At 68.9% G+C, this 22907-nt stretch carries 25 protein-coding genes; 14 read left to right on the top strand and 11 right to left on the bottom strand.

The genetic code is table 11. The features are described 5' to 3' along the window. The first annotated feature begins 78 nt into the window (after window positions 1-78). The 3 genes from VHC63_11195 to VHC63_11185 all read left to right on the top strand — a co-directional run bounded on the left by VHC63_11195 (window position 79) and on the right by VHC63_11185 (window position 2347). Window positions 79-834, top strand: coding sequence for a sugar transferase (locus VHC63_11195; GenBank protein HVV37159.1), 756 nt, complete (start codon window positions 79-81; stop codon window positions 832-834). A gap of 110 nt (window positions 835-944) precedes the next feature. Continuing rightward, window positions 945-1637 carry a sulfotransferase gene (locus tag VHC63_11190; protein HVV37158.1) on the top strand — a complete coding sequence of 231 codons (693 nt, stop codon included), beginning with the start codon at window positions 945-947 and terminating at the stop codon, window positions 1635-1637. Beyond that, window positions 1634-2347, top strand: coding sequence for a methyltransferase domain-containing protein (locus VHC63_11185; protein ID HVV37157.1), 714 nt, complete (start codon window positions 1634-1636; stop codon window positions 2345-2347). Before VHC63_11190 ends, VHC63_11185 begins: the two co-directional genes overlap by 4 nt. Here VHC63_11185 and VHC63_11180 read toward each other — a convergent pair. Together VHC63_11180 and VHC63_11175 are read right to left on the bottom strand one after the other, a co-directional pair. After that, the gene (locus VHC63_11180; protein ID HVV37156.1) at window positions 2344-3924 is read right to left on the bottom strand and encodes a hypothetical protein; all 1581 of its coding nucleotides are present in this window, start codon (window positions 3922-3924) and stop codon (window positions 2344-2346) included. The two genes, VHC63_11185 and VHC63_11180, sit on opposite strands and share 4 nt — an antisense overlap. A 112-nt stretch (window positions 3925-4036) precedes the next feature. Further along, the gene (locus VHC63_11175) at window positions 4037-4900 is read right to left on the bottom strand and encodes a sulfotransferase (protein HVV37155.1); all 864 of its coding nucleotides are present in this window, start codon (window positions 4898-4900) and stop codon (window positions 4037-4039) included. 14 nt (window positions 4901-4914) lie between these two features. Here VHC63_11175 and VHC63_11170 point away from each other — a divergent pair, with 14 nt between their 5' ends. Genes VHC63_11170 through VHC63_11160 form a run of 3 tightly spaced genes read left to right on the top strand, consistent with a single transcriptional unit; the run spans window position 4915 to window position 7821 of the window. Further along, window positions 4915-5817, top strand: coding sequence for a sulfotransferase (locus VHC63_11170; protein HVV37154.1), 903 nt, complete (start codon window positions 4915-4917; stop codon window positions 5815-5817). Beyond that, window positions 5814-6557 carry a sulfotransferase gene (locus VHC63_11165; GenBank protein HVV37153.1) on the top strand — a complete coding sequence of 248 codons (744 nt, stop codon included), beginning with the start codon at window positions 5814-5816 and terminating at the stop codon, window positions 6555-6557. The genes VHC63_11170 and VHC63_11165 overlap by 4 nt, the downstream gene beginning before the upstream one ends. A 46-nt stretch (window positions 6558-6603) precedes the next feature. Further along, window positions 6604-7821, top strand: a complete 1218-nt coding sequence (locus VHC63_11160) for an O-antigen ligase family protein (protein HVV37152.1) — start codon at window positions 6604-6606, stop codon at window positions 7819-7821. Here VHC63_11160 and VHC63_11155 read toward each other — a convergent pair. After that, complete coding sequence (locus tag VHC63_11155; protein HVV37151.1) at window positions 7760-9613, bottom strand: polysaccharide biosynthesis tyrosine autokinase; 1854 nt, start codon at window positions 9611-9613, stop codon at window positions 7760-7762. The two genes, VHC63_11160 and VHC63_11155, sit on opposite strands and share 62 nt — an antisense overlap. A 44-nt stretch (window positions 9614-9657) precedes the next feature. Beyond that, on the bottom strand, window positions 9658-10605 hold the full coding sequence (locus VHC63_11150) for an NAD-dependent epimerase/dehydratase family protein (GenBank protein ID HVV37150.1): 948 nt from the start codon (window positions 10603-10605) through the stop codon (window positions 9658-9660). Between the two features lie 72 nt (window positions 10606-10677). On the opposite strand from VHC63_11150, the gene VHC63_11145 reads away from it, so the two are divergent. Continuing rightward, window positions 10678-11010: an STAS domain-containing protein gene (locus VHC63_11145; GenBank protein HVV37149.1), complete on the top strand. Its 333-nt coding sequence runs from the start codon at window positions 10678-10680 to the stop codon at window positions 11008-11010. On the opposite strand, the gene VHC63_11140 is transcribed toward VHC63_11145, so the two are convergent. After that, a complete protein-coding gene (locus VHC63_11140) occupies window positions 10980-12509 on the bottom strand; it encodes a SpoIIE family protein phosphatase (protein HVV37148.1) in 1530 nt (509 codons plus the stop codon). The two genes, VHC63_11145 and VHC63_11140, sit on opposite strands and share 31 nt — an antisense overlap. 73 nt (window positions 12510-12582) lie before the next feature. Here VHC63_11140 and VHC63_11135 point away from each other — a divergent pair, with 73 nt between their 5' ends. The 3 genes from VHC63_11135 (at window position 12583) to VHC63_11125 (ending at window position 14441) form a co-directional block, all read left to right on the top strand. Then, window positions 12583-12978, top strand: a complete 396-nt coding sequence (locus VHC63_11135; GenBank protein HVV37147.1) for a hypothetical protein — start codon at window positions 12583-12585, stop codon at window positions 12976-12978. Further along, on the top strand, window positions 12975-13709 hold the full coding sequence (locus VHC63_11130; protein ID HVV37146.1) for a SigB/SigF/SigG family RNA polymerase sigma factor: 735 nt from the start codon (window positions 12975-12977) through the stop codon (window positions 13707-13709). Before VHC63_11135 ends, VHC63_11130 begins: the two co-directional genes overlap by 4 nt. A gap of 201 nt (window positions 13710-13910) precedes the next feature. Then, entirely contained in the window at window positions 13911-14441 is a 531-nt protein-coding gene (locus tag VHC63_11125; GenBank protein ID HVV37145.1) for a GAF domain-containing protein, read from the top strand. Here the strand turns inward: VHC63_11125 and VHC63_11120 are convergent. Next, entirely contained in the window at window positions 14438-15418 is a 981-nt protein-coding gene (locus VHC63_11120) for an LLM class F420-dependent oxidoreductase (protein ID HVV37144.1), read from the bottom strand. The two genes, VHC63_11125 and VHC63_11120, sit on opposite strands and share 4 nt — an antisense overlap. 17 nt (window positions 15419-15435) lie before the next feature. On the opposite strand from VHC63_11120, the gene VHC63_11115 reads away from it, so the two are divergent. Continuing rightward, entirely contained in the window at window positions 15436-16254 is an 819-nt protein-coding gene (locus VHC63_11115) for a maleylpyruvate isomerase family mycothiol-dependent enzyme (GenBank protein HVV37143.1), read from the top strand. A 104-nt stretch (window positions 16255-16358) separates the two neighbouring features. Here VHC63_11115 and VHC63_11110 read toward each other — a convergent pair whose 3' ends face one another. The 3 genes from VHC63_11110 to VHC63_11100 form a co-directional block, all read right to left on the bottom strand. Then, window positions 16359-17327, bottom strand: coding sequence for a phosphotransferase family protein (locus VHC63_11110; GenBank protein ID HVV37142.1), 969 nt, complete (start codon window positions 17325-17327; stop codon window positions 16359-16361). Continuing rightward, a complete protein-coding gene (locus VHC63_11105) occupies window positions 17320-18066 on the bottom strand; it encodes an SDR family oxidoreductase (protein HVV37141.1) in 747 nt (248 codons plus the stop codon). The genes VHC63_11110 and VHC63_11105 overlap by 8 nt, the downstream gene beginning before the upstream one ends. 213 nt (window positions 18067-18279) lie before the next feature. Then, on the bottom strand, window positions 18280-18405 hold the full coding sequence (locus tag VHC63_11100; protein ID HVV37140.1) for a hypothetical protein: 126 nt from the start codon (window positions 18403-18405) through the stop codon (window positions 18280-18282). Window positions 18406-18482: 77 nt separating this feature from the next. Here VHC63_11100 and VHC63_11095 point away from each other — a divergent pair, with 77 nt between their 5' ends. Both VHC63_11095 and VHC63_11090 read left to right on the top strand, forming a co-directional pair. Continuing rightward, window positions 18483-19028 (top strand): hypothetical protein, encoded by a 546-nt coding sequence (locus VHC63_11095; GenBank protein HVV37139.1) that lies wholly within the window; start codon window positions 18483-18485, stop codon window positions 19026-19028. Between the two features lie 11 nt (window positions 19029-19039). Continuing rightward, entirely contained in the window at window positions 19040-19954 is a 915-nt protein-coding gene (locus VHC63_11090; protein HVV37138.1) for an LLM class F420-dependent oxidoreductase, read from the top strand. On the opposite strand, the gene VHC63_11085 is transcribed toward VHC63_11090, so the two are convergent. Both VHC63_11085 and VHC63_11080 read right to left on the bottom strand, forming a co-directional pair. Further along, complete coding sequence (locus VHC63_11085; protein HVV37137.1) at window positions 19951-21000, bottom strand: hypothetical protein; 1050 nt, start codon at window positions 20998-21000, stop codon at window positions 19951-19953. The genes VHC63_11090 and VHC63_11085 overlap by 4 nt on opposite strands. Then, the gene (locus VHC63_11080; GenBank protein HVV37136.1) at window positions 20997-21770 is read right to left on the bottom strand and encodes a DUF3445 domain-containing protein; all 774 of its coding nucleotides are present in this window, start codon (window positions 21768-21770) and stop codon (window positions 20997-20999) included. The genes VHC63_11085 and VHC63_11080 overlap by 4 nt, the downstream gene beginning before the upstream one ends. Before the next feature lie 47 nt (window positions 21771-21817). On the opposite strand from VHC63_11080, the gene VHC63_11075 reads away from it, so the two are divergent. Further along, window positions 21818-22906, top strand: coding sequence for a sigma-70 family RNA polymerase sigma factor (locus tag VHC63_11075; GenBank protein ID HVV37135.1), 1089 nt, complete (start codon window positions 21818-21820; stop codon window positions 22904-22906). The last annotated feature ends 1 nt before the right edge of the window (window position 22907 follow it).

Below are 22907 nucleotides of genomic sequence, written 5' to 3'. Positions count from 1 at the left end.
GTCGCAGCGACCCGTCCGATTTCGTCATACTTGTCATGGCTCGCGAGGGGCGAGCGTTTGGGACGGAGGATTCACGCAGTGCGAGCGACGCGCACCCGCGAACCCATAGCAACGGAGGCCGAGCGGCTGGACGACAGCCCGGCGGCCTTGTTCGACCTGCTTCACGACGAGGCGTACGTCGTCGAGCTCGCCCCCGGCTTCGAGTTGATGCTCGCCTTGCCGCGCTTCCGGTCCAAGGTCAAGCGCGCCATCGATCTGGTACTCGGCTCGGTCGCTGTCGTGTTCGCCGCGCCGATCGTCGCCCTCGTCGCCCTCGCCATCAAGCTCGACTCACCCGGTCCCGTGTTCTTCCGCCAGGATCGCGTCGGCCGCGGTGGTCGTCACTTCAAGGTCTTCAAGTTCCGCACGATGGAGGCCGGCGCGTCCGAGCGCCTCGCCGCCGACCCGACGCTCGCCAAGATCTACGAACACAACCACTTCAAGATCCCGGCACACGTCGACAAGCGCGTGACGCGTCTCGGCCGCTTCCTGCGCCGCACCAGCCTCGACGAACTGCCGCAGCTGTTCAACGTGCTGCGCGGTGAGATGAGCCTCGTCGGCCCGCGTCCGGTCGTGCCTGACGAAGTCCTCAAGTACGGCCCGCTGCAGCCGGCCTACATGGCGGTGCGCCCCGGCATCACCGGCGAGTGGCAGGTCCGCGGGCGCAGCGAGATCGGCTACCCGACGCGCGCCGTGATCGACTTCATCTACGTGCACCGGTGGGGCCTGATTCACGACTTCCTGATCCTGGTGCGCACGGTGCCTGCCGTCCTCACGCGGCGCGGGGCCTACTGATCGCACCGCGTGCGCCCGGCGCGCGCCGTCGCGCCGCCGAGTTCTACTTCCACCTGCGGTCGCGGCCCCCGCTCTTCTCCGCGCGTCGACCGGCCCGCCCTCCCGATTTCGTGGGCATCGGCGCGCAGCGCTCCGGCACCTCGTGGTGGCATTCGTTGCTCGAGGCGCATCCAGGTGTGCACGCGCTTGGATGGCCGTTCAAGGAACTGCATTTCTTCGACCGGTTCGCCAGCGACTCCTTCACCGACGACGACGTGCAGGCGTACCACGAGTACTTCAGGGCGCCACCGGGTCGCATCGCCGGTGAATGGACACCGCGCTACATGTACGACCCCACTACGCCGCCGTTGCTGCACCGCGCCGCGCCGCAGGCCCGTCTGCTCGTGCTGTTGCGCGATCCGGTGGCGCGGCTGCGTTCGGGCTACGCCCACGCGGTTGCTCGCGGCGTCGCTCCCGAACCGGCATGGGTCGACGCGCTGGCACGCGGCCTCTACGCGCAGCAGCTCGAGACCGTGCTGGCGTCGTATCCCCGCGCTCAGCTCCTCGTGCTGCAGTTCGAACGCTGCGTGGCCGCGCCGGCCGACGAGTTGGCCCGCACCTATGCGTTTCTCGGCCTGCGGCCCTTCACTCCGCGCAACCTCGCCCGGCCGGTCAACCGGGGCGGGGCCGCCCCGCCGCTGCCGCCCGAGCGCGACGCACAGATTCGGGCGGCGTACGCGCCCGACGTGCGCTCCCTGTCCGCCAGCTTCGACGACATCGATCTTTCGTTGTGGCCTGACACCGCTAGGTTGCTCGGCGCATGACGGCGACGGAGTACGGCGTGCGCCAGGACTTCCCCGGGATCAAGCGGGCCGCGGCGTTCTTCGGCGACCTGATCGATCGTGAGGGTGCGCGTTCGGTCCTCGAGATCGGCGCCGGCGCCAACCCCACGCTGTCGCCCGATGACGGGATGCGCTACGTCCTCAACGACGTCGACGAAGTTGAGCTGGCGAAGGCGGGGCCGGGGTACGCCACGCTGCTCGGTGACGTGTCGGCGCCGGGGTGGCAGGCGGGCGAGCAGTTCGACTTCATCTTCAGTCGCATGGTCAACGAGCACGTCGCCGACGGCGCCACGTACTACGGCAACATCTTCCGCGCGCTGCGACCCGGCGGACTGACCGTGCACTGCTTCTCGACGCTCTACGCCTTCCCCTTCGTCGTCAACCGGTTGCTTCCCGAAAGCGTGTCGCACGTCGTGCTCGACAAGACCAAGCCGCGCGACGAAGAACACCACGGCAAGTTCAAGGCGTACTACTCGTGGAGCCGTGGGCCCACGCCGCGAAATATCGCCAACTTCGAGCGACTGGGCTTCGTCGTCGAGCGATACAACGGCTACTTCGGGCACGGGTATTACGGGCTGCGGGCGCCGTGGTTGCAGTCACTCGAACGCGCGAAATCGCGCTTCTTGGCCAAGCATCCGAACCCGTATCTCACGGCGTACGCGATGGTGCAGTTGCGCCGTCCCGCGGACTAGGTCTCGGCCACCCACATCTGTGCGTTGCCGGCGGCAACGGTGAGGTCGTTCTGGAGCGCGGCGTCGGCCGCCGTCAACGCGTACGGGTACGGGGCGTCGTTGTTCCAGTTGTCGCCGGCGGTGCGTGTTTGGCCACCGCCGATAGCGCCATAGGGCGAAGCGGCGGCGGCGTACGTCACGCCGGTGAACACCTGCTCGGCGTGCAGTTGCATGTTCAGATCCGCCAGCGCACCTGCCGGACTCCAGTTGCCGACCGACTTGACCAGCGGATCGGGCAACGACGGGTTCGCCTTGACCGGATACAGCCGCATCGGGTTGAGCCGCGGAGCGGTGATTCGCCACGGCGACGCGAGGTACCCCGCGTTCACCAGCGCGGGTGAGAGCAGGTGCTCCTCGTTGAGCGCGTACGGCAGGTACACGTTGTTCTGACACAACAACTCACCGTCGGGACCAATCTCGGTCGCCCCGCCGCCGTACTTCGGATTCGTGGCGTTCACCTTCGAACTCGCCTGGTAGTTCGTCACGTACGACTGGGCGTCCGGGTGGTGCTTGGCGTCCGGGGGAATGGTGACGAGCGGCGGGTATCCCCAACGCTCGATGAAGTTGTTGTAGAAGTGCGAGCGCGAGCGGTGCACCTTGATGTTGCGCTGTACCGATCCGCGAATGCGGTTGTGGTGGAAGGTCGTTTGGATTGCGTCCGGCGACGCTCCGTCCTGCGGATCGAGACCACACATCGCGCCCTTGCCGTTCTCGGCCGAGTTGTCCTGGCCGAGGGTGCGGGCGTTGTACGCGTACACCCACGCGTCGACGTCGGGCTGCGGGCCAAAGCTGCACCAGTCGACGGTGACGCGCGACGCGTTCGGGCCTGTCTTGCCCATGCCGATGATGCTGTCGCCGGTTTGGCCGAACGTCACGTGGTGCAACCAGATGAGGTCGAAGCCGACAGGCGCGCCCTTGGTCGGCGAACCGTCGATGCTGAACGCGTGGCTCACCGAATACTTCGCGTCAATCGGCGTGACGGCGCGGTTCACGTACGCCCAGATGTGGTTGACGGTGCCAAGGCCTTTGATGCTCAGGTCGTAGCTCCCGTTGATCGTGACGTTTACGCCCCGCCCGTCGACGGTCTTATTGGCCGCAGGCTTCAGTTTCGACAGCAGCGTGATCGTCACATCCGGACCGAGCGATTTGTCGAACACGATCCACAGCGGAGTCGGGCGCGTGAGGCCGTAGCGCAGGGTTCCGGGCGCCGTCGAGTCCGCGGTGCTCGTGACGACATAGGTCGACCCGGAGTCACCGCCGGTCACCGCTTGGGCAAAGCCGTTGCGCTGTGCCAGCAGGAGGTCGCGATCGGCGCGTGATCCGTCGCCCACGCCCTGCGGATACTGACCGCGACCGGTCGGGCCCTGCGCCCGCCAGGTGCGCCCGCTGTAGGTGACGCGCGCGCCCGACGCGTACGCCTGCGTCGGGTCCCACGGCGCGGGGGCATCTGCCGCCCAGGCGCGCCGCGCCGGCACCTGCGTCGCGACGCCCGCGATGACAAGACCAGAGATGAAACGGCGACGGGAGATGGGCGGCACTGCGGTTGCACCTATCGGGAACTTGGGCTGAAAACCTTACGGCTCGGCCTCGTTTTCACAAAGGACCGCGGCACTAGTCTGGGCGCATGCGCGCCCGCTCTCCGAAGGCCGGCTACACCCTCGCGCCAGGCAGCCAGCCGGTGAGGTCTCGCTGAAGGATCGCTTGCAACCGCGCCACATCTTCCGCGTACAGGGCGCGCAATCGGGCTTCGGTGGCCTCGGGGATGGCGTCTCCGGCGCGCTGGTTCGCGCGCCACACCCACTCGAGCGGCCTCAGCGCGCCGCGCGGCACGCGCTCGAGGATGGCGCGGCGACGCGCGTGGTCGGGAAACAGGCGATGGAGGAACTGGCTACGCGGCAAGCGCGCGGCGTTGTGTGCGCGCCCGTCGATCTTCGCCGGCTCGGCCGGTGTCGCGCCGACGTGGCGCAGGATGCTGCCGACGGTTGCGACCGGATCGGCCGACAGATCGTCGAACAACCACACGCCCACGCGCTCGGCACCGAAGGCACGCCGCAGTTCCTCGACACGGTCCGCGTAAAAGCCCATGTCGACGACGCGATCGCCGGCGACGAGCGCATCCTCCGGACCGCGCCGCTCGTAGCCCTTACGGATGCGGTGCTGATACGCCGACCACGCACGGCCGACGGGATCGCGCAGGACGAGCAGTATCCCGGCGGCGGGCACGAACTGACGAATGCGGTCGACGGCGACATGACTGCGAAAGCACGACGGCGAGAAGTCGATCGGCACCCGATCAGCGGCCGGCGCGAACAGGGCCTCGTACTGCTCAACGGAGGTGACCGGGAAGCGCAGCCATGGGTAGCGCTGGAGCGCCTCTTCGGCTCCCGGATAGGAGAGGAAGTTGATCTCCTTCACGTCGCTGACGTACACGCCGGACTGCGCGGCGAGGTAGTGGTACAGCGACGTGGTGCCGGCCTTGGGCACGCCGGCGACGACAAAGCGCGGCAGCGTCATGCGGCGAGTGTGCCATGAACGTGAAGGTCCTCTACATCCTGGGCACGCAGCGAGGCGGCACGACCATCGCGGGACGCGTCGCCGGCGCGCTGCCCGGCTTCGCGTACGGCGGTGAAATGCATCGCTTGTGGGAACGCGGAGTCGGGACAGAGGTGCGCTGCGGCTGCGGGCAACGTCTCGCCGCGTGCCCCGTGTGGTCACGCGCGATGCCGGCAGCGCTCGCCGGGACGGACGCCGCGCTGGCGCGGGCGTGGCAACGCGCCGCCGCGCCCGACCGTGCTTCGGCTGGCAAGCTGGCGCGGTTGCTGTCCGGGCGCCGCGGCGACGCCGACGCGAAGTACGCCGCGCTGACGGGACGGGTGTATGCAGCCTTCGCCGACGCGACCAACGCGCGCGTCGTCGTCGATGCCTCGAAACTGCCGACCGACGCTTACGTGGCGGCGAAGTCGGGTGTCGACGCGTACGTTCTGCATGTGGTGCGCGACCCCCGCGGGATCGCGTACTCCCTGGCGCGGCGCGCCGACGCCGAAGCGCACGCCCACCCGCGGCAAGTGATGCTCGCCAGCGCGCTCTGGGCCGGGCGCAACGCCACTGCTGTGGCCCTGCGCCACGTCGTCGGCGCCGACCGCTTCCTGACGCTGCGCTATGAGGACCTGGCCGCGGATCCGTCGGGCACGATGGCCCGCGTGGCCTGCTTCGTCGGCGAGGACGCCGTCCTTCCCGTCGGCACCGACGGCACCGTCCTGCTACCCACCGCGCACACGCCGACGGGCGAAGGCCGCTTCGTCGCACGACCCGTGGCCCTCAGCGAAGACCGTGCGTGGGTCGCAGCGCTGGGCGCCGCCGACTTCCGACTCACCACGGCCCTGACCGCGCCCATGCGGTGGCGCTACGGGTATCGCGCCGCGCGGCCATGACCGACCACCAATACGTCTTCATCGGCGGGCTGCACCGCAGCGGCACGAGCCTGCTGTTCCAGGTCTTGCGCGACCACCCCGAGGTGAGTGGGTTTCGCGCGACTGGCGTGCGCGAGGACGAGGGTCAGCACCTCCAGTCGACGTACGCGCCGGCCAAGGCGTTCGGTGGCGCCGGCAAGTTCGCCCGGAAGCCGCAAGCGCATCTCGTCGAGGTCGACGACGACACTGCGGCGCGCCACCGCGGCGAGCTCATGGCGGCGTGGAGCCCGCACTGGGACCTCGCACGACGCGTGCTCGTCGAGAAGTCGCCTCCCAACCTCGTGCACATGCGCTACCTGCAGTCGGTGTTCCCCGGAGCGCGCTTCATCGTCATCCTCCGCCACCCCGTAACGACCTCGCTGGCCACGAAGAAGTGGCGACGCACGCAAACGCTCTGGTCGCTCATCCGGCATTGGGTGGTCGCCCACGACCTAGCGCTAGAGGACGCGCAACACCTCGACCACTTCCTACTCGTGAAGTACGAAGACCTCGTGAGCGACCCGACCACAACGCTGGACACCGTGCAGCGCTTCATCGGCGTGGAGCCGGTCGCGACCCTCGCCGACGGCGCCATCGACGCGTCGGTCTCCGACAAGTACACGGCCCGGTGGCACGCCCTCAACGGCCTGTACACACGCGCCCTCGTACGCCGGTTCGGCGACGACGCCCGACGGTACGGTTATGACCTCGACGCGCCGTAGGACTCCCGCACCGGTTCGCGGAGCATCGCTCGGTACAGTCGTAGCCATGCCCGTCCGCGGTGGCACCAACGCCGCTCTCGAGCGCATGGCGTTCATCGGCGCGATGACGTTCGTCGTGTCTGTGCCGCTCGAGGGCCTCCTGCATCTCGGCATCCTCGGTTCCTTCGCCAAGGGCGGCGGCGTCATCCTCGTCGCCAGCGCCTTCTTCGCCCTGATCGGCGGCGGCCTGCGCGTACGGCGCACCGACGCATCCATCCTGCTGTTCGGCGCCTTCGTCGGCTGGGCGGTGCTGTCGTACTTCTGGAGTGCCGACAAGGGGCTCACTCTTGGCCGGATGGTCACCAACATCCAGCTGCTACTGGCGACGGTCGTGCTGTGGCAGCAAATCACGACGCAGGCGCGGATCAAGGTCGCGCTCCAGACCTTCATCGGTGGTGTGTTCTTCGGCTCGGTGTACTCGCTCGTCGCCCGTCACCCTCACGACGCGACGGGCGTCGCCCGCTACTCCGTCGGCGGCCCCAACTCTTTCGGCATCGAAGTCGTCTTCGCCATGCTCGCGGCCTACTGGCTGCTCGGCCAACCCGACACCACCAAGTGGTGGAAGCGTTTCTACGTCGTGTTCTTCGTCGTCGGCACGGTCGAAGTCTTCTCGACGGCCTCGCGCACCGCGCTGCTCGTTCTCGGCATGGCGACGATCGTCGCGCTGGCCGACAAGCGGCTCATCAAGCCGCGCAACGTCCTCATTGCGGTCGTTCTGGTTGCGGCCGCCGGCTTCGCCATCCTGCACGTCGTGTCGTCACGCCAGCTGGACCGCCTCGGCACTGTGGGCGCGGCCGCCGAGAGCGGGGCCAACGGCCGCACAACCCAGTGGCACCTCGCGCTCGAGGTGTTCGTCTCGCACCCGGTTGAAGGGCTCGGCGCCGCCGTGTTCCGCGACTACTCCGAAGCCCAGATCGGCATCTCGCGCGTCGCTCACAACTCGTTCCTCGGCGTCGCCGCGGATACCGGAGTGGTGGGGCTCGTGTTGTTCGTGTCGATGTTCCTCTACGCGGCGCGCAATCTGCGATTTCTCCCACCCACTACACGGCGCTTGTGGTTCGGCTTGGCGGCTGTATGGCTCTGCGGGGCGTCGACGCTGACCTGGGAGAACCAGAAGTTCAGCTTCTTCGTCCTCGTGCTGCTGGCGGCGCAGAGCGCGCTCGTCAGCGCTCAGGCGCCGGCGGGGGCTGCCCTTCCCGAGGCTGCGTGGGCGCGGCGAGGCTGACGACGTCGGGATTGCCGAAGTCGGTGACGTTCGTCGGAATGCCGCTGTCGGCGCCGTAGACGACCGGTTCGGGTTCTGCTTGCGGTGTCGGGGCCGCGGGCCGCGGCGGCGGAGGCGGAGGCGGAAGCGTTGGGAAGTCGATCTTGGCCTGCTGGCCCTTGCGCTTGGAGCCTGCCCGCTGCTCCTTCGGCGAGTCGCTGTACGAGTAGTAGTACTTGTCGTCGTGACGCTCGGGCTCGGCGTCGACGAGAACCGCGCCGATAATGCGCGCCGTCGACTGGCGGAAACGGTCAAGGGCGGCGCGGAACGACGCGAACTGCGTGAAGTTGGCGCGGCCGACGAGCAGTACGCCGTCGGCGGCGCGCGCCAGGTGCAGCGCGTCGGCAACGGGCAACACCGGCGGGCCGTCGATGATCACGTACTGGTAGTGCTTCTTCAGCTCGGCGATCACGCTCAGCGCCGATGGGTTCAACAGCAGCTCGGCTGGGTTCTGGGGCGTCGGGCCGTTGGTGAGGATGTCGAGCGGAGCACCGTCGATGGGCTTGCGCTGCATCGCCCGCGCCAGTTCGAAGCCCTTCTTGCGCAGCTGCGACAGGCCCGTCTGGTTCGACAACTCGAACACGTCGTGCACGCGGCCGTGGCGCAGGTCGGCGTCGACCAGAGCGACGCGCACGCCGGCGGTGGCGAAGCTCACCGCGAGGTTCGACGCGACCGTCGTCTTGCCTTCCGACCCGCGGGCCGAGGACACGAGCAGGCAGAACGGCGTCTGGTTGGCGGTGGCGAACATCAGCTCGGCGCGCAGGATGCGGTACGACTCGAGCACGCGCGGCGGCCCGCCGATGTGCGCCAGCTCGTTGGCGGCGCGGCCGGTGCTCGACCGGTACGACGGGATCGACGTCGTGACGATCCCGGGACCGAGCATTGACGCCAGCTCGTCGGACGTGGCGATGTGGTCACCGAGGCGGTAGCGGAACACGGCGATGCCGAGGCCCAGGAATAGTCCGACGAGACCCCCGACCGCGGCGTCGCGGTTGGGCAGCGGCGAGTTGGGCGCGGAAGGCAGTCGCGGCGGCTTGATGATCTCGATATCGCTCTGGCGGGCGCTGCGTTCGATGTCGAGGGCGTCGGCGTCGCTCAGCAACTTCGTCCGCTGGTCGGTCAGCGACGTGCGCTGGTCGTCGAGGTTGCGCGCTTCTTGGGACTCGGGCACCACCACCGGCCGGCCACCGATGGTCACGACACGGCTCTGCCCGGCGGCCGCGATTTGCGTGTCGAGTTGGGCAATCTGCGTGTCGAGCTGGGCCGCCTGCTTGCGCAGCGCCGTGGCCTGGTCGCCGTAGCGCTGGGCGATCGACGCGCGCTGCTGCTCGACGTAGGTGTTCGTGTAGACGCGCGCCGCGATTTGCGCGAATGCTTTGTTCTTGCTCGACACCGCGATCTGGATGGCGTCGGCGTTGGTGACGGCCTTTACGCTGTGCGACTCGACCTTCTTGGCGTCGTCGCCGAGCGCCGATTGGAACTCCGCGACCACGTCGGCTGACGTGGCGTACAGCACCTGGATGTCGACTTCCCGCGCCGGGTCAACTTTCTGATTGCTGCTCGACGCCGACAAATCGTCTTTCGGGTTGTACACCCGCACCAGCGACGACGACTGGAAGACGCTGGGCTTGCTCGACGACCACACGTACGTCAGCACGCTCACGATCACGACCGCCAGCAAGACGATCCACGAGTTCGCCAACAGGATCCGGATGTACCGCCGGACGTCGACGAACTGGTTCGACTGTTCCACGGCGCCAAAGTACTCGGGAGCCCCGGAATTCACGGGTCGCGGACTCACGAAGTGGGGTTGCTCATCTGCCACGACGCCTGCTGTTCGATGCCCGTCTCGAGTGAGATCTCCGGCTTCCAGTCGAGCACCGTGGCGGCGCGGCTGATGTCCGCGCCTGTCTTGGGCACGTCGCCGGGTGACGCCGGCAGTCGGTTGACGTTGACCTTCCGGCCCACGACCCGCTCGACGATGGCGATGGCGTCCTTGACGGTGTAGCCACCTCCGCCGCCGATGTTCACGACGGTGCCGGGCGCCACGTCGGCCTGCGCCGCGAGCAGGTTGGCGCGCACGACGTCGCCCACGTAGGTGAAGTCGCGCACTGCGGTGCCGTCGCCGAACAGCGTGAACGGTTCGCCCGATCGGGCGCAGCTGATGAGGCGTGACATCGCCATGTCGGGCCGTTGGCGCGGGCCGTAGACGGTGAAATAGCGCAGCGACGTCGTCGGCATCTGCCAGTTGGCGGCATAGAGCGAGCACAGGTTCTCGGCGGCGAGCTTGGTGACGCCGTAGGGACTGTGCGGGTGCGTGGCGTCGTGCTCACGGGTCGGGAACGAAGCGGGCGTGCCGTAGATGGACGAGCTGCTGGCGAACACGAAGCGGCGCAGGTCCGTGCCGCGGCACGCCTCGAGCAGGTGTTGGGTGGCGCGGATGTTGTCCTCGACGTAGACGGCGAACTCCGAACCCCACGAGCTGCGCACGCCGGGCTGCGCCGCGAGGTGGAACACGACGTCGCGGTCACGCACCACCTTGGGCAGGTCCATAAAGCACAGATCGGACTCGACGAACGTGAAGCGCTCGTTGGCGCACAGGGCCCGCACGTTGGCGAGCTTGCGGTCGCGGTCGTAGTACGACGACAACCGGTCCACGCCGAGGACCTCGTCGCCGTTGGCGACGAGCGCCTCTGCCAGGTGCGATCCGATGAAACCGGCGCAACCGGTGACCAGCGCCTTCATTCCCGCCACGCTACAGAAGCGGCGTGTCTGGACCGGCTTCGTTGGGGTATGAGAGGGCCTATGGTGCAGGACATGCCATCAGAGGCAATCGAAAACCCCCTGTCGGTCACCACGGCGACTGAAGGTGGCCAGACGGTCGTCGGCGTCTCCGGCGAGGTCGACGCGGCGTCGGCTGACACGCTGCGCAACGCCATCTTCGAAGTCATCGACGGCGACGACCCGCGGGTCACCGTCGACATGGGCGAGGTGTCGTTCATGGACTCGTCGGGGCTGCGGGTGCTGATCGCCGGTTACAAGGCGGCCGAGCAGGCGGGCGGCGCGCTGACGGTGCGCAACCCGTCCGACGTGGTGCAGCGCCTGCTCGAAATCACCGGTCAGCTCGACCGGTTCGTTCCCGGTAAGTAGCGCTGCACGATCGTCAGCGTGAGGTCGTCTTTGGCGCGCCCGCTACTGAAGCTCTCGACCTCGCTCAGGCACTGCTTGACGATCGACTCGGTGTTGTCGCCGTAGGCACTGCGCAGGAGCGACCGCAGCTTGGCGAGCCCGAACTCGTTGCCCTCTTCATCGCGCGCCTCGACGAGGCCGTCGGTGTAACACACCAGCATCTGGCCCGGCCCGATGATCGCCTCGCGCGTGGTCCACGACCCGGGGAACGGGCCGATGAGGGGGCCGGTCGGCGGTAGGTCGACCACGTTGACGCTGTCGCACACGAGCGCCTCGGGATGCCCGGCGTTCACGAAGCGCACGAGGCCCGTGCCGAAGTCGATACGGGCGACAAAGGCGGTGACGAACATGTCCTCGTCGAGGTCGGTGAGCTGCGCGCTCACCCACTTCACGGCGTCGCTCGGGTCGTCGTAGCTGCGCACCGCGGCGCGCAGCAGCTCCTTCGCCCGCAGGGCGACGACAGCGGAGCCCGCCCCGTGGCCGGCGACGTCGACCACGACCAATGTCATCTGGTCGCGCCCGACGACGTCGACCGTGTAGCAGTCGCCGGCGACGATGCCCGTCGCCGGGACCAGCTGCGCCGCCACCGACCAGCCCGCGGGCAAGTTGTCGGGCGACGTCTCGAGCTGGGCGCGTACCGACATGAGCACGGCCGCGTTCTGCGCCAGGCCCTCGCGCGTACGCGTCGCCAGGTCGAGCTCGTCGAGGAGACGGCCCCGCAGCGCGGTGACGTCGTCGGCGAGCCGTACCAGTTCCTTGGCACCGCGCCGGGGCAGGGCAACCGTGCGCTCAGCGGTGTCGCGCACCGCCAGCGACAGCCGCCGCAGCGGCCGCGCAATCCACCAGCGCGTCAGCACGCTTAGCAATCCGAACGCGGCGAAAAGACCCAGCACCGACGCGATGGCGAAGCGCGTGACGCGAGTGCGCGCCGCGTTCTCGGCGTGAGCCGCGGCGTCGTCCGCCGACGCCAGGTCGGCGCGCAGCGTGCTCACGCGCGTCGCCACCGTCTGGTACGTCGGAACAGCGTTGCCACTGCGGTACGCGTCGATCACCTGTTGCGCGGCCCCCTGCTGTTCGAGCGTGATCAGTGGCAAGACAGCGTCACTGCGCCAGGTCCGGACCGCGGTGGTGACGGCGGTGACGTCGTTCAGCAACGGCGTGTCCATGAGGAAGCCCTGGAGACGGCCCATGGCGTCGCCGGCGTGGATGCGCCCGGCGTTGTAGTCCTGCAGGGCCTTCGTGTCGGTGCCGCCGCTCAGGAAGTACGCGCGGATCTGTGCGGCCTGGGCGACGTAGTTGTCCTCGAGCGCGGCAGCGGTGACCTTGGCCGACGCCAGGGCGGTGTGGTGGCGGCGGGCGTCGTTGGCGCGCAGCACGAGGTTGGCGCCGAGCGAGGCGACGGCGACGACCACGACGACCATGGCGGCGCAGAGCATGAACAACCGCGCCCGCAACGACATCCGCACACGTTACGCGTTGCCCGCTTTGGTTGATCCTCGCCCGCCGTGGGTACACCGATCTACGTTGCGGAGCATGGCTGATACAAACCTGAGCGCGGTCGAAGTCACACTGACGGTCCTGGCGACCAACGACCACATCAGCTTTGCGCGCCTTCAGACGACGGCGGTCGCCGGCAAGATCGGCTTGGACTACGACGCCATCGAAGACGTGCGGATCGCGGTATCGGAACTGTGCGGCACGGTGATCGCATGCGCGGCGGAGGGGTCGAGCTTGCGGCTCGAGATCCGCGGAGGCGCCGACGGGCTCGAAGTGCGAGGGAGCGCGCCGATGGCGACGGGCGCGCAGCTCCAAGCCGACGAACTCAGCGATCAGGTGCTGGCAGTCGTCACCGACGATTACAGCTACGGCGTCGACAACGGGGAAGCGTCCTTCCGCATGGTTCGGTCGGCGCGCCCGGTACATGCATGACAGAGCCCGAAGAGGAGGCGGCGCTCTTCGAAGAGTTCGCCCGTACCCGTAGCCAGGCGGCGCGCAATCGCATCGTCGAGCGCTACGCCGGCCTGGCCGCCGCGTTGGCGCGTCGCTTCGACCGTCGCGGTGAACCGCTCGAAGACCTCATCCAGGTGGCGAATTTGGCGCTGGTGGGTGCCGTCGAGCGATTCGATCCCGAACAGGGCGCCGCGTTCTCGAGTTTCGCCACGCCAACGGTGCTGGGCGAGCTCAAGCGCCACTTCCGCGACAAGACCTGGTCGGTCAAGGTCCCGCGGGGACTCAAGGAGCTGCACCTGCGCATCGGCCCGGCGGTCGCCGACCTGCACGCGGCGCTCGGCCGCGGCCCGACGGTGCCCGAACTCGCCGAGCACCTCGGGGTCTCGGACGAAGAAGTGATCGAGGCGATGGAAGCCGGCGCGGCGTATCGACCGGGTTCCCTGGCCACGCCCGACTCGTCGACCGGCGAAGCCCGCGACGATCGGGCGCTGTCGGAGAACGAGCCCGGCTACAACGACGTCGAGGCCCGGATGACGGTGCGTGCCCTCATGGCGCAGCTGCCCGAGCGTGAGCGCAACATCGTGTATTTGCGCTACTTCGAGGGGCTTACGCAGTCCGAGATCGCGGATCGCATCGGCGTCAGCCAGGTCCACGTATCGCGCTTGTTGCGTGAGGCGCTCGCCCGGCTCGCAGCCGCGCCAAAGCCCTGATCCGAGCCGCACCCGGTCAGGGAAAGGGGAACGCCCGGAAAGCTCGAGGCGGGTGCGGGGCGGGGCGGTCCGTGAGACCCACCCCGAGCTTTTCCGGTGTTCGGGAGTTCGGTTACCCCCGTTTTCGCGACGCCTAAACCGAATATCCCGAAAATTTCCGAGTTTCTGGCACACGGCGGCGGGGTACCTCCGCTCATGGCCGTGACCGACGACGCCTTATGTCTGCGGGATGGGGATCCCCACGCTGCAATTCGCGATGCCGCGACCCTCGAAGAAGCCGTCTCGTACGCCGGCCTTGAGTTGTCCCGTGGCCGTCCTGACCTGCTGGTTTACGCCTTCTACAGCCCCGCGGAGGGCGAGCAGTTCCGGCCGCTCGGCAAGCTGTTCGGCGAGGACGCCATCAACCACGGCGAGCTCGCCGGCACCCTGTTCCGCCTCGGCGGCAAGGGCACGGTCTTCACCGAGGCCGTTTTGCGGCTTGGCCGGCCGGTTTGGACCTCCACGATCCCGCGGTTCGGCTGGCACGGCCTGGCCTCGTCGTTCCGGACCCACGGCGTCCGCTCCGGCGGTGGCTTTCCCGTCCGCATCGGCGACCGGATGGCGGCCGTGCTCGAGGTGATGTCCTTCGAGCGCTTGCAGTGCGACCTCGCCAGCGAGGCTCTAGCGGGGGAACTGGCCGACGCCATCGCCGACCGGTTCCGCCTGCACGTCTTGCCGAGCCAGCGGGCTTAGCGGCCCAGCACCTTCGACGCCGTCTTGCCCAGCTGCTCGACGGCGGCCGGGTCGTGGCCGTTGCCCGGCAACGAACACGTGATGCCCTGCGCACCCAGGGCGACCACGCTGGCCAGCTTCTCCCCCACCTGATCCTCGTCGCCCCACACGACGACGTTGAGGAATGCGTTGCGGCTGTCCTCGTCCATCGACTCGATGTCGAGGCCGCGACTGCGGAGGAACTCGACGACCTGCTTGTAGGCGTCGTCGAGGTTGGCGGCGATGAGCACGTTCAAGTGCTGGCTGAGGGTGATCTCAGTGCGGTCGCGGCCGAGCCGCGCGCAGTGCTCGGCGAGCACGTCGAGCTTGCGCGGCAGCTGGTCGGCGGGCGACGTGAGGTTCGACTCATCCGCGTACTGGGCGACCATGCGCAGGGTCTTCTTCTCGCCCGAGCCGCCGATCATCACGGGGATGCGGCTGACGGGTGGTGGCTCGTTGATGGCGTCCTTCACCCGGTAGCGCTGACCGTCGAGCGAGGGCCGCTCACCCCGCAGCATCGGCAGGATGATGTTGAGCGCTTCTTCGAGCTTCTCGAAGCGATCGCTGAAGCTGCCGAACTCGATGCCGAAGCTGTTGTGCTCGAGTTCGAACCAGCCGGCGCCGATGCCGAGCATCGCCCGACCGTTGGACACGATGTCGAGGGCGGTCACGATCTTGGCGAGGATCGCGGGGTTGCGGTACGTGTTGCCCGTGACGAGCGCGCTGAGCCGCACCGTCTTGGTCTCGCGGGCGAGCGCACCGAGGGTCGTGTAGCACTCGAGCATGTAGTTGTCGGGCGGCCCGAGCATCGGTAGCTGGAAGAAGTGGTCCATCAGGAAGACGGTGTCGAAGCCCGACGCGTCGGCCGCCTTGGCCTGCGCCGCGACGGCGTCGAACAAGCCGTCGGGGCCGATCCCCGGATAGTTGAAATTCGGGATCTGGTAGCCGAGTCGGGTCATTGCGGCATCATCGCGCGATGCAGATCTCGCCGGTTTATGACGATGTGCCCGTACTGACCTTCGAAGGGCTGGGGTCACCGGCCGCGGCGGTGCGGCGGCAGCGCGAACGTTTACTGGCGCTCCTCGGGACGCTCTCGGCCCCGCAATGGGACACGCCGAGCCGATGCGACAAGTGGTCGGTCAAGGACGTCGTGGCGCACCTCGTGGGTGTGGACCGGTTCTGGGAGATCTCGGTGGCGGCTGCGATGCGCGGCGAGCCCACGACGTTCCTCGCGAACTTCGATCCGGCAGCGACGCCCGAGCAGATGGTCGACGGCTTGCGGACGCTGTCGCCCGACGAGGTGCTCGCGCAGTTCGAGGCGAAAACGTCGGCGTTCCTCGCGACGCTCGACACCGTCACCGACTGGTCGCAGCTCTCGGAGGCGCCACCCGGGCACATCCCGCTGCACGCGACTGCACTCCATGCGCTGTGGGACGCCTGGATCCACGAGCGCGACATCATGCTGCCCCTCGCGCTGACGCCGGTTGTCGACGACGAGGAGGTGCGCCTCGCCCTGCGCTACGCCGCCGCGCTGTCGCCCGCGATCTCCGTCGCCGCGCGCGCGGGGCGACGCGGCACGCTCGCTGTGCAAGCGAAAGACCCGGCGTGCGCCTTCACGGTCCACGTCGAGGACACGGTGGTCGTGCGCGACGGCCTCGTCGGCGGCCCGACGCTGCGCGGCGACGCCGTCGAACTCGTCGAAGGGCTGTCGCACCGCGGGCCGCTGCCGTCGCCGCTGGCGGCCGACGACATGTGGCTCCTCGCCGGTCTCGCCGACGTCTTCGACGTCGCCTAGCCGAGTCTCCTGCCAGGTTTTGGCGGCCATTTCGTGTCGTAGACCGCAAATGGCCGCCAGAAACTGGCGGCAGAGTTGCGGTAGCGGCAATGGCCGCGAGCCGGCTACTGCCCGTAGTGCCAGTGGACCTGCTGGGTGCGGGCTTCTTCGAGGAGGGTGGGAAAGGCGTCGATCATGCGTGACGACGTCGGCGTGGCGGTGCCGTCGCGGGGGACGCGCTTGAGGATCAGCGCCGTGGCGGCGGCTTCCTTGTAGCGGGCGAGGGCGTCGAACCACGCGAGATCGGGCAGGTCGGCGCCGTAGCGGGCGACGACTTCGTCACGGCTCGGCATGCCGGTGGGTTCGGTCGACGAAGCGGCGGGATGGCGCGCCTCGTCGGTGAAGTAGCAGAACCACGCGAGGTCGACGCGGGGATCGCCGACCGACCAGATCTCCCAGTCGATGACGGCGCTGAGGCGGTCACCGTCGCACAGCGTGTTGCCGAGGCGGTAGTCGCCGTGGTTGACGACGGGCGGCAGCGGCGATGGCATCGTCGCGTGGAGCGCGGCCGCCGCCTCCTCGTAGTTGCCCTGCCACTCCGCGGGGACCGTCGTGAAGGCACGTGTCCAGCGGTCGATCTCGTCGGCGAGGGTGACGACGGGTTCGGCACCGAGGCCGAGTTCGGCGGGGTCGAGCTGGTGCAGAGCGGCGAGCACGTCGATGGCGTCGAGGGCGCGGGCGCGCACCCGCGCGTGATTCGCCGGGTCGCGCCCCGCGTCGAGAATCGGCTCGACGCACTCGCCGGCCACGAATCCCATGCCGAAGAACGGCGGGTCGCCGTCGTCCTCGAACAACACCGGCGGCACGCGCACGTGGTCGCGCCCGAGGAGGGCGCGCAGCAGGCGCGCCTGGCGGAGCACGTCGCGGTTACGCACGGGAGGGAGCCCCGGCGGCGCCACCTTCAACACCACGGGTTCGTCGTCAGTCGTGACGATGAAGGTCAGGCTCGACGACCCACCGGTCAGCGGTTCGATCGCCCGGACCTTCACGTGGCGTTCGCTGCGCTCGCGCAGCTCGTCGATCACCTCAGGCATACAGCCCGCCGTCGACGCGCAGCAGGGCGCCGTTGGTGAAGCTCGACGCTGGGCTGGCGAGGTACAGGGCCGTCGTGACGATCTCCTCGGGCCGACCGGGACGGCCGAGTGGGTTCGGGGCGTGCTCCCGCGCCTCGGGCGGCCACGCGTCGGCGATGTCGGTGAGAAACGGTCCGGCCGAAATGGTGTTGGCCCGCACCTTCGGCCCGTAGGCACGGGCCAGCACCTCGGTCAGAACGTTCAGCGCCGCCTTTGACCCGGCGTAGGGACCGAACAGCGGGCTCGGATGCAGCGCGCCGGACGACGACACGTTGATGATCGACCCGCCGTCGCCCTCGGCCATGCGCTGGCCGACCAAGGCGCCAAGGCGGAACGGGCCCTTGAAGTTCACGTCGACGATCTTGTCGAAGAGGTCTTCGGTCGTCTCGACCAGTGAAGGCGCCAGCGGCGACATGCCGGCGTTGTTGACGAGGATGTCGACGTGGCCGAACTCCGCATAGGCGGCGGCGACCAGCGCGTCGATCTGATCCCAGTGGCCGACGTGGCAGCCGAAGGCCAAGGCGCGGCGCCCGAGGTCGCGCACCTGTTGCGCTGCCGCCTCGCAGTTGTCGGTCTTGCGGCTCGTGATGACGACGTCAGCGCCGTGCTCGGCGAAAGCCCGCACCATTTGCAGCCCGAGCCCGCGCGAGCCGCCGGTCACGAGCGCCACCTTGCCGGTGAGGTCGAAGAGGTCCTTCACGGGCGGCGAGCGTAGCGAGCGCCCCAAAGAGACCGGGCGGCGCCACGCGCGTCGAGTTCTAGCTCGTCGGTTCGAGGACGACCACGGGGCCCCGGGCGACACGTGCCACGGCGTCGTGGGTCTCGGTGCCGACTTCGATGGTGACCTATGGATTCGCCGCGAGGTTGTGGAACCACGCCGGGTTTTCGGGGGCACCGCCCTTCGACGCGAAGATCACGCAGCTGTCGCCGTCGGGTGCAACAGCAGCAGCGGGGTGTTCTCGGACGGGCCGCCGACCTTGCCGGCGTTGCTACGGAATTCGTCGATGATCTTCGCGTTCCACTCTTCGCGTTCACTCATACTGCTGTAGAACCCGTTGCGAGGGGGCATCCATTCCTGGCTTCACCTACATCGATCTGCTGGCGCTGAGCGAATACGTGGCTGCCGCCTGGGAGCGCGGCGTCGACCGCGACTGGAGTGCCCGCGCCGGCACCGTGGAGTGGTCGTGCACCAAAACGGCCGAGCACGCGTACGACGCGGTGCTCGCCGTTGGCTTCTTCCTGGCATCGCGCCGCCAAGACCGGTATCCCGACATGGGCGGCGTCATCGACACCGGCAAGACACCGTGGCCCTCGCAGCTGATCGAAGCGATGACGATCGCGGGTCGCATGGTCGCCGGCGTCGTCGCCACCACGCCCGAGGACGCGACGGCGATCATCTGGCGCCGTCCCGAGCCGACGGTCGCGCCGGCGTCGGAGTTCGCGCCCCGCGCCGGTCTCGAGATGATCCTGCACGGCCACGACGTCGCCGCCGGACTCGGCATCAAGTACGAGCCACCCGAGGGTCTTGTGATCCGCCTGCGCGACCACACCCGCGGCTGGCCCCATTGGTCATCGCCCGGGTGGCATCCCGTGGCCCGCACCGGCGACCCCTGGGCCGATCTGCTCGCTGCGTCGGGTCGCGCCCGGTTCGTCGCGTACTAGACACGCACGCCATGAAGCTGCGCATCTTCACCGAGCCCCAGCAAGGCGCGTCGTACGACGACCTGCGGCGCGTCGCCGTCGCCGCCGACGACCTCGGCTTCGACGCGTTCTTCCGGTCCGATCACTACATGAAGATGGGCGCGGCTGACGGCCTGCCCGGACCGTCCGACGCGTGGGTGACCCTCGGCGGCCTGGCGCGCGACACGACGCGGGTCAAACTCGGCACGCTGGTGACCCCGATCACGTTCCGGCATCCGGGCCCGCTCGCCATCTCGGTCGCCAACGTCGCCGACATGAGCGCAGGCCGGGCCGAGCTCGGCATCGGCGCCGGCTGGTACGGCGACGAGCACGCCGCCTACGCCATCCCGTTCCCGGACCTCGGCGAGCGCTTCGAGCGCCTCGAGGAGCAACTGGCAATCATCACCGGCCTCTGGGACACGCCGGCGGGCGAGAGTTTCTCGTTCAGCGGCAAGCACTATTCCGTCGTCGATTCGCCGGCGCTGCCCAAACCCGTCGTGCGGCCCCGCATCGTGATCGGCGGCTTCGGCGCCAAGCGCACGCCGCGCCTCGCCGCCACCTACGCCGACGAATTCAACATCGGCTTCATCGGACCTGACATCGCCACAATCGCCTACGCCCGCGTGCGCGACGCGTGCGCGGCCCGGGGCACGTCGGTCGAGTACTCGATTGCGCTCGCCATCGCGGTCGGGCGCTCCGACGAGGAGGTCGCGGCGCGTGCCGCCAAGGTCGGGCAACCCGTCGAGCACATGAAGCAGAACGCGTTGGCAGGCAGCGTCGCCGAAGTCGTCGACCGCATCGGTGCCTACGGCGCCATCGGCGCCACCACGACGTACTTGCAGTTACACGACTTCACCGACGTCGATCAGCTCGAGCTGATCGCGTCCGAAGTGATGCCCCAGCTCTAGCTGCCGTCGGGGTAGCCGCCACGGTGGCTGACGACGGGGTGGCCCGCCAAACGACGCGGCACCTTCACCCTCGAGCGCCAGTTGTCGGGATACGGCTCGGTCCAGTCCCACGCGTCGGCGACGACGCGCGCGAGCTCATGGCGCAGGTGCTCCCACGACGGTCCGTGCTGCTTGGCCCAGGCGGTTTCGACATCCGCGCGTAGCCGCCTCGCTTCGGCGCACACGGCGGCACCTTCCTCCGTCAACGCAATCGTCTTCGGCTTACCGCCGACGTCGACGAGGCCCTCTTCGGCCAGTTGCTTCATCGCCGAGCTCCACTCCTTGGTGGCGATCCCCGTCCGCTCGTACAGGTGGCGCGTCGGGACCGGTTCATCCCCGAGCGGCTCCAGCAACCCGGCGAAGGTGGCCAGCGACAGCGGCGTCTTCGCCTCGAAGTCGTAGGTCATGGCGGTGAGTAACTGGGCCAGCAGCCCGAGCAGGTTCAGCTCGATCGGCGGCCGGCTGACGGGTTGCAGCAGCTGTGGCTGCCGGCGGCCCCACTCGACGGTGGGCACGTACTCCGGCAACGGCCGCTCGACGTCGGCGACGATCGGGATGAGCGCCGCCTGCAACGCGTCGAGCCCGCGCGCCGACCACCGCGCCGCCAGATCGTCGAGGACCGCCACCCACGTGTCGCGCGCCCGCGCGCCCATCGCGGTGGCGCGCACCACCGCGTCGCTGTCGGCCTTCCTGGGACTCGGCCCCGCGATGTCAGGGGTGTAGGTGACGTAGCCCCAGCGCCGCATGCCGTGCCACGCCGGGTGCACCGGCGGCGGGTACCCGGCGCGGGTGGCGAGCTCGCCCATCGCGATCCCGGCGTCGCCCACGAAGCGCAGGAAGTTGGCGTAGGTGGCGTAGGACGCCAGCCACACGCCGCCGCCGGGCGTGGCGCCGTGGTTCGACGTGAAGTGCGGAACGCGATGCTCGAACTCGTTGTCGGTCTCGATGGTGAGGGCGACGAGCACCCGCGACAGCAGCGACGTGATCGGTGCGTCCTCAGCTGTCATCGGGATGCAAGCCAAGCACGCGCGGCGGTCGCCCCGTGACCGCCCTTGTAGGCGACGAGGTCAGGCGACCAGCCGTCGATCACCGTGGCGAGCCGGCGCGCCACGTCGGGCCGCGTGCCCAGCGCCGCGAGCGGCACCTGCTGGGTCCGGATCGTGAAGAGGACGGAGGCGGACGTCGACAGGCGCAAGAGCACTTGGCGTTCACTGCGCAGGTAGAGGTCGTCGGGCACGCGCGCGTTGGGACGGGGCGGCCCCTCGCTGGGCAGGAAGTAGGTCGGGTCGTCGTGGATGCTCCAGTTGCGCCGCCATACGGCGCGCCCGGGCGCCAGGCGCGTCAGGAAACTGTCGACGCGCTCGGCGAGACGGTCGCGGTAGTGCGGCACCGGCCCGTGGACGTCGGCGAGGGAGCGGCCCAACTTGTCGGCGAGGCGCCAGTACGACGGGAAGCACAGCGACGCGGCGTCGAGGTGCGGGGCGCCGTCGCGCAGCACGAGCAGACACAGGTCTTCTTGTACCCGCCGGCCGGCGGCGTCGAGCGGGTGCAGCCCGTCGTCGTCGTCGTCGGTGCCCGTGAGGGCCAGCACTTCACGCGACGCGGCGCGCACGGCCGGCGTGTCGAGCGCGGCGAACACCTCTTCATGGCGTTCGGTGGTCAGTCGCTGCTTTTCGGCGACGTCGCGGGCGTAATCGGCGTCGCGCAGGAAGAGCGGACCGTCGAGCACGCGGGTGCCCATGGCGATGGTGTCACCGAGCTCGTTCAGCCAGTCCACGCGAACATTGTGCGAACTTCGGACGCCCTGCGGGCAATATCGCTGTTGTGGGCACCGATGCGGACACCATCGCCGCGTCGCTGGTGACGCCCGAAGCGTTCGGAGCGGTGTTCGACCGGCACGCCACAACCGTCTATCGCTACCTCGTGCGCCGCATCGGCCCTTCCGACGCCGACGACCTGACCGGTGAGGTATTCCGCATCGCCTTCGAACGCCGCGCTTCGTTCGACATGGACCGCGCCGATGCCCGACCCTGGCTCTACGGCATCGCCACGAACCTGATCGCCCGGCGCAATCGCAACGCGGTGCGGCGCGACCGCGCCGTGGCTCGCCTGGGTGTCGACGACGAGAACGACCTCGCCGAGCGCGTGACCGACACCCTGTACGCCGCGGCGGTGCTGCCTGACGTGCGCGCCGCCATCGAAGCGCTGCCCGACGGCGAACGCGACACGCTCGTGCTCTCTGCCTGGGAAGGGTTGAGCTACGACGACATCGCGGCGGCGCTGGCCGTCCCGGTCGGCACCGTGCGCTCGCGCCTCAACCGGGCACGCGGAAGATTGCGCGAACTCGCGTCCGTCCGCGGCGAACTCCTTACGCACGCCAACGTTTTCACCCGACAGAAGGAGCGACTCATGACCACGATCGTGGGCACCAACACCATGCCGACCGCAGAAGTCCCGCGCATGTACCCGCGGCTCGCCTACCGCGACGAGCACGCCGCCCTCGAGTGGCTCACGCGGGTGTTCGGCTTCCAGGAGCGACGCGAGGCACGCATCGGCGGCACGACGCCCGACGATCACATGCTCGCCTGGCTGCAGTTCGGCAGCGGGCTCGTGATGATCGGTCACTCCAACGAGGACATCCACCACATCGTGAGCCCGCTGGAAGCGGGCGGTGCGTCGGTGATGATCAACGTCGACGTCGACGACATCGACGCCCACTACGCCAACGCCGTCTCCCAGGGCGCGACGATCACGATGGAGTTGGAGGACGCCTGGTACGGGTCGCGCCGCTACGAGGCGAGCGATCTCGAAGGCCACCGCTGGCACTTCGACGAGCCGCACGACCGGATCCGCGCCCGCGGCGGCAACGTGCCCGACGAGCTGCCGCCCAACGGGTACGTGCCGGTCAACTAGT

It is taken from the genome of Acidimicrobiales bacterium, from assembly GCA_035546775.1.
In the GTDB taxonomy this organism is placed as follows: domain Bacteria; phylum Actinomycetota; class Acidimicrobiia; order Acidimicrobiales; family JACCXE01; genus JACCXE01.
Note: the sequence above shows the minus strand (reverse complement) of the source record. Positions and strands in the feature narration are given on the sequence as shown.

What these genes read in the sequence shown, in the direction of transcription:
- VHC63_11185 (HVV37157.1), top strand. Translation starts at nt 1,634, where the DNA reads ATGACGGCGACGGAGTACGGCGTGCGCCAGGACTTCCCCGGGATCAAG.
- VHC63_11175 (HVV37155.1), bottom strand. Translation starts at nt 4,900, where the DNA reads ATGACGCTGCCGCGCTTTGTCGTCGCCGGCGTGCCCAAGGCCGGCACC.
- VHC63_11170 (HVV37154.1), top strand. Translation starts at nt 4,915, where the DNA reads ATGAACGTGAAGGTCCTCTACATCCTGGGCACGCAGCGAGGCGGCACG.
- VHC63_11165 (HVV37153.1), top strand. Translation starts at nt 5,814, where the DNA reads ATGACCGACCACCAATACGTCTTCATCGGCGGGCTGCACCGCAGCGGC.
- VHC63_11160 (HVV37152.1), top strand. Translation starts at nt 6,604, where the DNA reads ATGCCCGTCCGCGGTGGCACCAACGCCGCTCTCGAGCGCATGGCGTTC.
- VHC63_11150 (HVV37150.1), bottom strand. Translation starts at nt 10,605, where the DNA reads ATGAAGGCGCTGGTCACCGGTTGCGCCGGTTTCATCGGATCGCACCTG.
- VHC63_11145 (HVV37149.1), top strand. Translation starts at nt 10,678, where the DNA reads ATGCCATCAGAGGCAATCGAAAACCCCCTGTCGGTCACCACGGCGACT.
- VHC63_11140 (HVV37148.1), bottom strand. Translation starts at nt 12,509, where the DNA reads ATGTCGTTGCGGGCGCGGTTGTTCATGCTCTGCGCCGCCATGGTCGTC.
- VHC63_11135 (HVV37147.1), top strand. Translation starts at nt 12,583, where the DNA reads ATGGCTGATACAAACCTGAGCGCGGTCGAAGTCACACTGACGGTCCTG.
- VHC63_11130 (HVV37146.1), top strand. Translation starts at nt 12,975, where the DNA reads ATGACAGAGCCCGAAGAGGAGGCGGCGCTCTTCGAAGAGTTCGCCCGT.
- VHC63_11120 (HVV37144.1), bottom strand. Translation starts at nt 15,418, where the DNA reads ATGACCCGACTCGGCTACCAGATCCCGAATTTCAACTATCCGGGGATC.
- VHC63_11115 (HVV37143.1), top strand. Translation starts at nt 15,436, where the DNA reads ATGCAGATCTCGCCGGTTTATGACGATGTGCCCGTACTGACCTTCGAA.
- VHC63_11110 (HVV37142.1), bottom strand. Translation starts at nt 17,327, where the DNA reads ATGCCTGAGGTGATCGACGAGCTGCGCGAGCGCAGCGAACGCCACGTG.
- VHC63_11100 (HVV37140.1), bottom strand. Translation starts at nt 18,405, where the DNA reads ATGAGTGAACGCGAAGAGTGGAACGCGAAGATCATCGACGAATTCCGT.
- VHC63_11090 (HVV37138.1), top strand. Translation starts at nt 19,040, where the DNA reads ATGAAGCTGCGCATCTTCACCGAGCCCCAGCAAGGCGCGTCGTACGAC.
- VHC63_11085 (HVV37137.1), bottom strand. Translation starts at nt 21,000, where the DNA reads ATGACAGCTGAGGACGCACCGATCACGTCGCTGCTGTCGCGGGTGCTC.